This window comes from Mesorhizobium erdmanii USDA 3471, assembly GCF_000472705.1.
Classification (GTDB): Bacteria; Pseudomonadota; Alphaproteobacteria; order Rhizobiales; family Rhizobiaceae; genus Mesorhizobium; species Mesorhizobium erdmanii.
In genome coordinates, this window is record NZ_AXAE01000024.1 from 134,042 (window position 1) to 144,273 (window position 10,232).

11 protein-coding genes are annotated in these 10,232 nt (G+C 63.5%); 2 read left to right on the forward strand and 9 right to left on the reverse strand.

Annotated elements, in window-relative coordinates:
• Nucleotides 1-42 precede the first annotated feature (42 nt).
• From olsA to A3AU_RS0120505, 9 genes are all read right to left on the reverse strand, one after another.
• The gene (olsA, locus tag A3AU_RS0120465) at nt 43-843 is read right to left on the reverse strand and encodes a lyso-ornithine lipid O-acyltransferase (RefSeq protein ID WP_027054535.1); all 801 of its coding nucleotides are present in this window, start codon (nt 841-843) and stop codon (nt 43-45) included.
• A 27-nt stretch (nt 844-870) separates the two neighbouring features.
• Nucleotides 871-1,365, reverse strand: a complete 495-nt coding sequence (rimI, locus tag A3AU_RS0120470) for a ribosomal protein S18-alanine N-acetyltransferase (RefSeq protein ID WP_010913305.1) — start codon at nt 1,363-1,365, stop codon at nt 871-873.
• Nucleotides 1,365-2,042 (reverse strand): tRNA (adenosine(37)-N6)-threonylcarbamoyltransferase complex dimerization subunit type 1 TsaB, encoded by a 678-nt coding sequence (gene tsaB, locus A3AU_RS0120475; protein WP_027054536.1) that lies wholly within the window; start codon nt 2,040-2,042, stop codon nt 1,365-1,367. The genes rimI and tsaB overlap by 1 nt, the downstream gene beginning before the upstream one ends.
• A gap of 96 nt (nt 2,043-2,138) precedes the next feature.
• Nucleotides 2,139-3,242, reverse strand: coding sequence for a DUF1513 domain-containing protein (locus tag A3AU_RS0120480; protein ID WP_027054537.1), 1,104 nt, complete (start codon nt 3,240-3,242; stop codon nt 2,139-2,141).
• Nucleotides 3,243-3,245: 3 nt separating this feature from the next.
• Nucleotides 3,246-4,325 carry an imelysin family protein gene (locus A3AU_RS0120485; RefSeq protein ID WP_027054538.1) on the reverse strand — a complete coding sequence of 360 codons (1,080 nt, stop codon included), beginning with the start codon at nt 4,323-4,325 and terminating at the stop codon, nt 3,246-3,248.
• Nucleotides 4,325-6,013 carry a di-heme oxidoreductase family protein gene (locus A3AU_RS0120490; RefSeq protein ID WP_027054539.1) on the reverse strand — a complete coding sequence of 563 codons (1,689 nt, stop codon included), beginning with the start codon at nt 6,011-6,013 and terminating at the stop codon, nt 4,325-4,327. Before A3AU_RS0120490 ends, A3AU_RS0120485 begins: the two co-directional genes overlap by 1 nt.
• Nucleotides 6,014-6,025: 12 nt before the next feature.
• Nucleotides 6,026-6,511 (reverse strand): bacterioferritin, encoded by a 486-nt coding sequence (gene bfr / locus A3AU_RS0120495; RefSeq protein ID WP_027054540.1) that lies wholly within the window; start codon nt 6,509-6,511, stop codon nt 6,026-6,028.
• On the reverse strand, nt 6,477-6,788 hold the full coding sequence (locus tag A3AU_RS0120500) for a hypothetical protein (RefSeq protein ID WP_027054541.1): 312 nt from the start codon (nt 6,786-6,788) through the stop codon (nt 6,477-6,479). Before A3AU_RS0120500 ends, bfr begins: the two co-directional genes overlap by 35 nt.
• A 107-nt stretch (nt 6,789-6,895) precedes the next feature.
• On the reverse strand, nt 6,896-8,185 hold the full coding sequence (locus tag A3AU_RS0120505; protein WP_032917762.1) for an imelysin family protein: 1,290 nt from the start codon (nt 8,183-8,185) through the stop codon (nt 6,896-6,898).
• Nucleotides 8,186-8,618: 433 nt separating this feature from the next.
• On the opposite strand from A3AU_RS0120505, the gene A3AU_RS0120510 reads away from it, so the two are divergent.
• Complete coding sequence (locus A3AU_RS0120510) at nt 8,619-9,872, forward strand: NAD(P)/FAD-dependent oxidoreductase (protein ID WP_027054543.1); 1,254 nt, start codon at nt 8,619-8,621, stop codon at nt 9,870-9,872.
• A 159-nt stretch (nt 9,873-10,031) separates the two neighbouring features.
• The coding region (locus tag A3AU_RS1000000138095; RefSeq protein WP_154674621.1) for a helix-turn-helix domain-containing protein at nt 10,032-10,232 on the forward strand (201 nt) is incomplete at its 3' end.

Genomic DNA, 10,232 nt, shown 5'->3' on the forward strand with positions numbered 1-10,232 from the left:
ACAGACGATTCTCGACATGCATTCGCAGGCGCGTGGCCCGCGCTAGCGGCTCGGGCGCGGATCGGCGAGTGCAGTCCGCATCATTTCGCGCACCTGGCCTTCCATCAGCCGGGCTGTTTCCTTGCGGTTCGAGCCTTTGGCAAAGGCGATCGGCTCGCCGAAATGCACCTCGACGTCGAGCGCGCCCTCCGCCATCAGCACTTTCAGATGCGGCATCAAATCCTCGTCGCCGATCCAGGCCGAGATCGGCCGGTGGCGGCGGCCGAGCGGCACGCCGTGCAGGCGCGTGTAGGCGATCGCCACCGGCTGGATGAACACCTGCTCGGCCGCCCCCTCCGAAATCGCCATCGAAGCGGCACCGAACAGCGTGCTCTTGAACGGCAGGACGGCATTGCCGTCACCGGTCGAACCCTCGGCGAACAGCACCATGGCATCGCCTTTTGCCATGCGGCTGGCGATCTCGCTGGCCTGGTCGCCGGACGAGCGCTTGCGTTCGCGTTCGATGAAGACGGTACGCTGCAGTTTCGACAGCATGCCGATCAGCGGCCAGCCTTCCATATCGGCCCTGGCGATGAATTTCACATCGGCAAAGGAGCCCAGAACCATGATGTCGGTCCAGGAGATGTGGTTCGCGGCAACCAGCAAGGGCCGCTTGTCCGACAGCGCACCCTTGACATGGACGCGCATGCCGAGCGCCCTGAGGATCAGCCTGTGCCAGATCTTGAGGATGACGGTTTCCGGCCACCAGCCGGTCTTCATCGACAGGATCTGCAATGGTACCAGGACCAGCGAACCGGCAACGACAAGGCCCAGGGCCAGGAAGATCCTGATTTTTCCTATCATACTCTCTGGCCTTGTCCCGGCCCCTGGCTAGCGAAGATCGCGGCGCATGACAAGCGCACCGGTCGGCCCGCGGTCGGGCGACTTGTAGTAATCCGGGCGCTTGCCGACTTCGCGGAAGCCTAGCCGACGGTAGAGGGCGATCGCGGCGACATTGGTCTCGTCGACCTCGAGGAACAGCGCTTCGGCCCGCTGCGCATGCAGTTCGCGCAGCACCGCATCCATCAGTTGCCAGCCGAGCCCCTGTCGGCGATGCGAGCGGGCCACCGCGACGGTCAGGATCTCACCCTCGCCGGCTGCCAACCGGGCCAGCACGAAGCCGACCGGCGGCTTGGCGCCCTGCCCGGTCTCGCGCGCGGCGTAGCCGAACACGGTGTCCTGTTCGAGCAAGGCGGCGAACTCGCCATCGGTCCATGGACGGACAAAGTCCTCGCGGTGCAGCACGGAGACCGCGGGGCTGTCGGTGATCCTGAGCGGCTCGAGCGCATAGTCCCGGCGGCGCGGCTGGAGAAAAGGTATGCGCATTAATTTTGTTGCCTTGATAAAATGAACCCCGCCTGCGGCTTGGCGTCGGCGCCGCGCAGATAAAGCGGTTTTGGCCTCTCGCCCTCACCCCTGGCCGCAGCCAAGCGGGCGTAAGTGAGAATGTCGGCGGTGGCCGTCCGAGGCCCGATATCGCAAGCAAGGCCCGACGATGCGGCGATCTGCACCGCCGCGGTACCGGCAAGCACCGCGGAGCTCTCCATCGCCAGGGCGGTAGCTTCCGGCAATGCGATCACTGCCGGACCGTAAGTCAAGCCTAACGCTTTGTCGTACAGTGCGGCGTGGATTTCCTCGCGACCGGCATCGAGCGCCGCGAGCACGGCGCGGCTGGGAAAAGCCGCCGCGGCCTCAGCGGCCAGCGCTTCGAGCGTCGTGACGCCGATCGCCGGGATTTTCAACGCCAGCGCCAGACCACGCGCCGTGGACACGCCGACGCGCAAACCGGTGAAGGAGCCGGGGCCGACCGAGACGGCAATGGCGCCAAGTTCGGCGTAGTCGGTCGCGCCCCCTGTCAGCGCCTCGGCGATGACGGCCATCAGGTGCTCGGCATGGCCCTTGCCGAGATCGAGCACCGAGCGGCCAAGCTCCCGCCCGGCCGCCGCGTCGTAGACGCAGGCGGCGCAGAGGCTGGCGGCACAGTCGATGGCAAGCACTTTCATGAAACGACCGGTTCCGAGAAACAACTCCCTGTGCCCGCCAAGGCGCGCCACCGCAAGCACAATTTGTTAAGCGGCTTCGGTTCAGCCGGCGCGCTGTCAGACCTGTTCGATGCGCAGCATGTGGTTGTCCCAGACATAGTCCGGTTCCAGCCGTATCGCGCCGCTGCCCTCGACGATCTCGCCTGCTCCCGTCGTTGCCATGAAGCCCGACCCGTCCGGCGCAAGGCCGCAAACCTCGACCAGCGCGCTCGACGATGCGACCTGACCGCTGGCGGCATCGATCACGACAAGCGAATTGCCTTCCGGTGACGAGACGGCGACGGTGCCGGCCAAAGGATTGGCGGCGACCGAACCGATATAGTTGCGGAAGCCGGATAATATGTCCTGCGGCATGTCGAGCAAAGCCAACTCCTTGCCACGGGCAGCGCGGCCGACCAGCAGCGGCCGGTCAGTGGCCGCCCCCCGATACTGGCAGCCGAACCAGACGGTGCCGGATGGGTCGGTGTCCATGTGGCGGATAGACAGCTGGTGCAGCGCGGCAGGCAATTCATGCTTTTCGATGAGATCGCCGGAGACGCGGTCGATCAACACGTAGGACGGCTTCATGGTGGCGATGTTGAGCTCGGCGCGACCGTAGTCGGGATGGGTCTCGATGCCACCATTGGCGACCGCGATCGTCCTGCCATCGCCCAGCAACAGAAGCTCGTGCGGCCCCATGCCATGGGTCGGGAACTCGCCGATGCGACTGAATTTCGCCCGCGCATCGTAGACTCCGACGACGCCGGCAGCATTGTCGAAGTCGTTCTCGGTGGCATAGAGCAGGGCGCCGTCGGGCGAGAACACGCCATGGCCGAAGAAGTGTCGGCCGGTGACGCTGGCGACGGTCTGCGGCGCGTCACGGCCCGAATGATCGAACACCACGGCAAATGTGCCGGGCTGGCGGGCGAAGACCACCGAACGCCTCGATATGGGATCGAAGGTGACGTCATGGCCGCGGTCGGGCAGATCGATCGCATGCAACACCTTGCCGGCCTCGGACAGGACGGCGGCGCCAAAACTACCGTCGCGCTTGACGAAAGCGGTGGCGAAGACAGCGTCAGCAGCAAGCGTTGCCGCCCATGCCGGCGGCGCCATCGCGGCGGCAAAGCCGATGCCCGCGGCTCTGAGGAAGTCCCGGCGATCGATGAGCGAGGTTTTCAAGGCTCAATCCCCGTCCAGCGATGAAAATCCGGCGGTGAGGCCGAATTCGGCGGTCAGCCTGGTGCCGATAAGGGTCGACAGGCTGGAGGTGATCAGAGCGAGATGCTCGAGTTTTTCGCGCAGAGCCGGGTCGGCAAGCGTCTTGTCGATCGGACCCTGAATGGAGTTCGCCGTAGCGACACCGTTGGCCAGCTGGATATGGATCGACTCTGCCATCCAGCGCTCATCTTCAGGCAATGCATCGCCAAGCTTCGAGGCCTGGAACAGCGTATCGATGCCGGCGAGATTTCCGGCCAGCGAATTGGCGGTGTTTTGCGACCGCCAGTAGATCGCCTGCTTCGGCTTGTCCGCACCGGGCTTGCCGCCAAGGAAGCCTTTCAGGCGGACATCCCTCACCATTTCCAGTTCGTTGATGAAAACACCGGCCAGTTCGGTCACCGCTTCATTGCCGTCGCGGTAGAGCGCGTTCTGTGGCCCCGGATTGGCCCAGAGCGCGGCAAAGCCATCCGGCTTGTTCCAGGCTGCGCTGACCTCGCCGGCCATGGCTTCGATATTGCCGGCGACCGCGGCGCCGTAGGCGCAGCGATAGGGATTATCCTTGCCAGTCAGCGCATCGGCGCCGTCGCCGTATAGCACGAATTCCAGCGCGCCGAGCCCTTGCATGGCAATACTCTTGCCTGCCAGTTGTGCTGGATCGGTGGCGCTCGGGTCTTTGTCCGCCAGCGCCGCCTGCACCTGCTTCAGGCCGAGGCCCTTGCGATCCGGCCAGTAGAGCATGCGCTCCAGCCGGTTGTTCTCCTTGATCGGCCCGAAGCCGATGATCTCGGCTGACGACCAGGCATGGACGGTGGCGGAGAATTCAGCCCGTGCGGTTTCGAGTTCGCCTTGGGAGGGCGCTTCGCAGAGCTTGTGCACCGCTTTCGCCAGAACTTGTGCATGCTCGTGCAGGTCGGCATAGGCTGGCCGGACAAAGCCGTCGATCGCCCTCTGGATGATGTCGGAGGCCTTCACCGCAGCCGATGCCGGGGAAACGCCCAGCAAGGCCAGCGGCAGGACGAAAAGCAGGGCAGAGCGCTTCAGCATCACAGTGACTCCAGGAATTTGACCAGCGCATCACGCTCGCCCGCATTGGCGGCGGCAAAGCGGTCGCGCGCGCTCTGCGCCTCGCCACCATGCCACAGGATCGCCTCGGTCAGGCTGCGCGCGCGGCCATCGTGCAGAAAGAAGGAATTGCCGTTGACGGTCTGGGTGAGGCCGATCCCCCACAGCGGCGGGGTGCGCCACTCGCTGCCCGTCGCATCGCCCACCGACTGGCCGTCGGCAAGGTCCGGCCCCATGTCGTGCAGCAGGAAATCGGAATAGGGCCAGATCAGCTGGAAGGCCTGCGCCTTGTTGGGCGCATCGCGACGAGTAACGAATTTCGGCGTGTGGCAGGAAGCGCAGCCGATCTCATAAAAGACCTTCTTGCCGGCCAGCACATCAGGCGCAGCGAGATCGCGGCGCGCCGGTACGGCAAGGTTCTGCGAATAGAAGATGACGAGATCCATCACGGGTGACGGCGCCTCGACCTGACCCAGGCGCGCCTGCACGCCGTTCGGCATTGCGAGGCATTTTGCTTCGGCGGCGGTGCAATCGCCCCAATGTTTCGGCTCTTCCGGTGTCGAGATGCCGATGTCGCCGGCAAAGGCATCCGCCGCCTGCTGGCGGATCAACGCGGTCTGCGCCTTCCAGCCGAAACGGCCAAGCGTCAACTCCCCGCTATGGCTGTCGCGCACGATGTTCGGTTTGCCGGAAATCCCGCCACCATCACGATCATCCGGGTCAGCGTGAGCGAGAATGTCAGCTGGAGCGATCTGCTCTATCAGGCCAAGGCCGATCATTGGCGGTGTCAGGCGCGGCGATAGCGTCGTGCGCGTATCGAGCGGCCCGTAGCCGAGCTCGGTGACGGAGTAGCTGGGCTTGCGCAGGAAAACCACGGCGCCATCCGTCAGTTCCACCTTACGTTCCTGATAATCGACATGCATGCGGCCTTCGCCGCGCAGTCCGGGCACCGCCAGCTCCTGCAACTGCGCTCCATAGACGGGATCGGGGAAATTGAGCAGTCGATGGCCGGCGATGGCTGCCTTCTCTTCAGCACTACTCGCCTCCCGCGCGAGCCGCAGGAACATCGAGGTGGTGCCGGCATCGCCTTGCGGCGGACGGCCGCGGCCGTCCTTCAGATGACAGTTCTGGCAGGCGCGTTCGTTGAACAGCGGACCAAGCCCGTCCGACGCCTGTGTCGAGGATGGCGACGACACCCAGTTCTTGCGAAACAAAGCGTTGCCGAGCTTGAAGGTGCCCTCTTCCTCGAAGGTGAGGTTGGCCGAGGATTGCGAGAAGGCGTCGCGGCCGACGTCTTTCTCAGATGTGCCGGCACCACCTTGCATCAACTCGAACGGCTCGGGTCTGGAGAAATCCGTGGTTGGCCTGGTGACGGCGGTGACACGCGCCTGATCCTTGGCATTGAGGTCGCTGCGCACAGTGGTGAGCCCCGCCGGCTGAAGGTCGCCGGCAATCGCGGACGATGTCAGCGCCAACACAAGAGCAATTCCAGGAAAGGTGTGAAACGGTCTTCCCGGGAAAAGCGCATAGCCCTTTCCCTTGGGAATCGCGCCAAAACAAGAAGTTGGAATGGTGTAGCGCCGACGAGCCGGTACGGCTGGTCTTTTCAGGAGAGGCGGCGAGCCGGCGGCCCGCCGCAAGCGGCGCAAGAATTCTAAGAGGCGCCGCATTCCTGCATGCCTTTACTCCGCCTCGTTGGCCGGGTCGGCGTTGAGCTGGCCATACTTCTCCTCGCCGATCGAGGCGAGCAGGTCGAGCTGCGTCTCGAGGAAGTCGATGTGACCTTCCTCGTCAGCCAGCAGATCCTCGAACAGCTTCATCGTCACGTAGTCGCCCACTTCGTGGCAGATCTCGCGCGAACGCTTGTAGGCAGTGCGCGCGTCATATTCGCCGGCAAGGTCGGATTCGAGCACTTCCTTGACGTTCTGCCCGATGCGCAGCGGCGCCACGGACTGCAGGTTCGGATGGCCTTCAAGGAAGATGATACGGGCGATGAGCCTGTCGGCATGATGCATTTCCTCGATCGATTCCGCCCGCTCCTTCTTTGCGAGCTTGGTGTATCCCCAGTCCTCCAGCAGACGGAAATGCACCCAATATTGGTTGACGGCACCGAGTTCCAGAAAGAGCGCCTCGTTAAGCCGCTCGATGATCTGACTTTCGCCTTTCATGGATTCTGCTCCCGTATTGGACGCGCAGGCCTCTGACGCGATCCAGGTGTGAAACGATATCCACGCCGCTCGCCTCCGAGCGGGCGTGGTAATTTTCGGTGACCCGAATGATCGTTTCCACCACATTCGGGAAGCAGCCGCAACAGCGACCGCGCTTTTGCATCGTGTGGTAGATTTTTGCCGGCACAATCAGTTGCCAGGGATCCTGGTCCAGCAGCCCGATGATCGTCTGCTCGATCTCCTTCTCCGTGATGATGTTGCAATGGCAGATCAGCATTTACAGTGCTCGGATGGCTGACGGCGCCTCCCGCGCCGTGTGGCTTAATTTTCTGCCGGAACCCTATTCCGAAGCCGATCGCGCGGCTCCGGATCGGGCTCCAGGCCTTACTTGAACACCTTGTCGGGTGCGTCGAGGCTGTCGGAACCCTCGAAGGCGATGGCATTGAGTTTCAGCGAGCCGACGGCGCGTTCGATCGACTTGGTCTGGTCGATCAGCGCGTCGATCGCTGCCTGCACCGTCGCATTGCCCTCGGTGTTGCCCTCGGCGATCTGCTGGTCATAGGCCTCGCCGGCCTCGGCCCGCGCCTTGATCGCCTCCATCTTGGCGACGGTGACATCGAGTTTGTCGGACAGTTCCTTGTCGATCGCCGGATCAGCCGCCTTGACCATGTCATGCACCGAAGGTCCAGAAACCACCGTGCCATCGAGGCGTGTGTAACTGGCGAGGTAGGCGGCACGAATGCCGATGGCGTCATAGAGATGCGAATTGTGGGTGTTGTCGGAGAAGCAGTCCTGCTCCTCTTCCGGATCGTGCAGCAACAGGCCGAGCTTCATGCGCTCGCCCGCCAGTTCACCATAGGACAGCGAACCCATGCCGGTGAGGATGACAGATATCGCCGTGTTCGGCTCGCCATCGACCAGGTTCTTGCGCGCCGCGCCGTCTTCCTTCCAGTTTCCGACCATTTCCTGCAGGTCCGAAACCAGAAGCGTGCTGGCCGACTTCAGATACTCGGCCCGGCGGTCGCAATTGCCGCCGGTGCAGTTCTTGAGGTCGTAGTCGGTGTAGGGGCGCTCGCCGGCGCCCGGGCCGGTGCCGTGCAGATCCTGGCCCCAGAGCAGGAATTCGATGGCGTGATAGCCGGTGGCGACATTGGCCTCGATCCCGCCGGCCTCCTGCAGCGTGCCGGACAGGAACTCCGGCGAAAGCTTCGAGGCGTCGACCTTCTTGCCGTTGATCTCGATTTCCTTGTTGGCGATCACATTGGCCGTATAGAGCGAATTCGCGTCCGACTCTGTGCCATAGCTTTTGGCGACATAGTCGATCAGGCCTTCGTCCAGCGGCCAGGAATTCACCTTGCCTTCCCAATCATCGACGATCTTGTTGCCGAAGCGATAGACCTCGGTCTGCTGGTAGGGCACGCGCGATGCCTTCCAGGCGTCGCGCGCAGCGCCGAGGGTTTCAGCCGACGGATTGGCAAGCAACGCATCGACTGCCTTGTCGAGCGCCTGCGCCGTGGTCAGCGAATCCTCATATTTGGCGAGCCCGATATCGGCATAGGTCTTGATAACCGCTTTCGCATCGGTTTCCGCCCTGGCAGGCAGCACGAACACCGCCGCCGTCAGCAGCGCCGTGGCACCAATTGCCGCAAGCCTGCAGCCATATCGTGCTGTCATTATCGCTCTCCAGTTTTTTGGGAATTCCATAAAAGGCGCGCGCGGCGACCGGCGCGAGGCCATGTGCATGCCACCTGCCAAAAGGCGTGCCGCTCTGTCGCGCGGTTCAGGGAAGAAAGACACCAAAATGCCTCCAATCGAACGGGTTCAAGGCCCAGACATCAAAGGGATGCGCCAATGCGCAGGCTTCCATAAAGCTTCGACGCCGATGGAAGTCAATGAAAATCGACAGGAAAATCCAATTGAAACAATAGTTTAGAATTATTCTAAACTAGAATGCTCAACTTTACACCTTTGCTGCACCGAGCTGACTTCGGAACTGTATGATTGACAGCCGCCATTCCGGGTGCGACCCGCAAACGCCGTCTTGCGGCGGCGTCAGACAATTGCCACCTGGTGAGGCGTCCTAGAATCGAATCGGGATTGGAATGCGATGAAGAACGGCGTGGTCATTGTCGGTGCGGGTCATGCGGGCGTGCAGGCGGCCGCCAGTCTGCGCGAGGACGGCTATGACGGACCGGTGATCCTGATCAGTGACGAGAACGAGCTGCCCTACCACAAGCCGCCGCTGTCGAAGACCTTCATCAAGGATGCCGAGGCCAAACCGCAGCCCTTGCGTGGCGAGGCCTTTTATACCGGCAGCGCCATCGACTACCGGGCGGGCGTTCGGATCGAGCGTATCGATGCCGGCGGACGCCGCCTGGAAATATCGGGCGGCGGTGCGCTCGCCTTCGACCATCTGATCCTGGCAACCGGATCGCGCCCGCGTGTCCTGCCACTGCCCGGCTCGGACCTGTTCGGCGTCTTGTCGCTGCGCTCGCTTGCCGATGCGCGGCTGATCCGGGACTTGAGCGTGCGTAGCCAGGATGTCGTCATCCTCGGCGGTGGCTTTATCGGGCTGGAAATCGCCGCGACGCTGCGCGCGGCCGGCCGCACGGTAACGGTGGTGGAAGCGGTCGACCGGCTGCTCGGCCGCGCCGTGGCACCGTTGGTGGCGAGCCATGTCCGGCACAGGCTGGAAGCGGCAGGCGTGCGCATCCTCACCGGCACCTCGATTGCAAGGCTCGAAGGCGAAAACGGCCATGCCACGGCCGCGATCACCTCGTCAGGCGAAAGGCTGCCGGCGCGCATGGTTATCGTCGGCATCGGCGCCGTGCCGAATGTCGAACTGGCGCAAGATGCCGGCCTTGCCATCGCCAACGGCATCCGCGTCGATCACCAGATGCGCAGCTCGGTGCCGGAAATCCTGGCCATCGGCGACGCCGCGTCCTACCGGCACTGGTTCACCGGCGGCGACGTGCGGCTGGAATCGGTGCAGAACGCCACCGACCAGGCGCGCCTCGCGGCCCGCACGATATCAGGCCACGCGGACGCCTATTCGGCGGTACCATGGTTCTGGTCGGACATTGGCGACATGAAGCTGCAGATGGTCGGGCTGACCGCCGGCGGCGACAGCCATGTCGTGCTCGGCGACCTGCCCGACAACAAGTTCTCGATCTACCACTATGCCGGCGACCGGATGCTCGGCATCGAATCGGTCAACCGCCCCGGCGACCACATGCTCGGCCGCAAGATGCTCGGCGCCGGCTTCTCACCGACGCCGCAGATGGTCGCGGCGGGACCGGATGGGTTGAAGGCGGCGCTGGCCGCGTTTCAACAGGGTGAACCTGCAAAGGCGGTTGGGTAGATGACATCCTAGGTCAAACGTCAATTTCGACGTCTGCGCTGCCTCTCATCCGCCTGCCGGCACCTTCTCCCCATATAGTGTGTTTGGACCGGAGACATCGCGAACAGGTGTTCGGAGACATCGCGAACAGTTTCTTGCGTTTGGCGCAGGAGATTCGGGATGCCGTTCGGGGACAGAAGCGTGGTGAGCCAGAGACTGGAATTTGTCCGATTGGCGTCGATGGAGGGCGCGAATGTAAGCGCGCTTTGCCGACAGTTCGGGATCGGGCGGACGTGCGGCCATAAGCTGATCGCCCGCTATCTTTCGGAAGGCGAAGCCGGGCTTGTGGAGCGCTCCCGGCGTCCTCGATCGAGCCCGAGC

Coding starts and splice junctions, on each gene's coding strand:
- olsA (WP_027054535.1), bottom strand. CDS start 843: ATGATAGGAAAAATCAGGATCTTCCTGGCCCTGGGCCTTGTCGTTGCC.
- rimI (WP_010913305.1), bottom strand. CDS start 1,365: ATGCGCATACCTTTTCTCCAGCCGCGCCGCCGGGACTATGCGCTCGAG.
- tsaB (WP_027054536.1), bottom strand. CDS start 2,042: ATGAAAGTGCTTGCCATCGACTGTGCCGCCAGCCTCTGCGCCGCCTGC.
- A3AU_RS0120485 (WP_027054538.1), bottom strand. CDS start 4,325: ATGCTGAAGCGCTCTGCCCTGCTTTTCGTCCTGCCGCTGGCCTTGCTG.
- A3AU_RS0120490 (WP_027054539.1), bottom strand. CDS start 6,013: ATGCGGCGCCTCTTAGAATTCTTGCGCCGCTTGCGGCGGGCCGCCGGC.
- bfr (WP_027054540.1), bottom strand. CDS start 6,511: ATGAAAGGCGAAAGTCAGATCATCGAGCGGCTTAACGAGGCGCTCTTT.
- A3AU_RS0120500 (WP_027054541.1), bottom strand. CDS start 6,788: ATGCTGATCTGCCATTGCAACATCATCACGGAGAAGGAGATCGAGCAG.
- A3AU_RS0120505 (WP_032917762.1), bottom strand. CDS start 8,185: ATGACAGCACGATATGGCTGCAGGCTTGCGGCAATTGGTGCCACGGCG.
- A3AU_RS0120510 (WP_027054543.1), top strand. CDS start 8,619: ATGAAGAACGGCGTGGTCATTGTCGGTGCGGGTCATGCGGGCGTGCAG.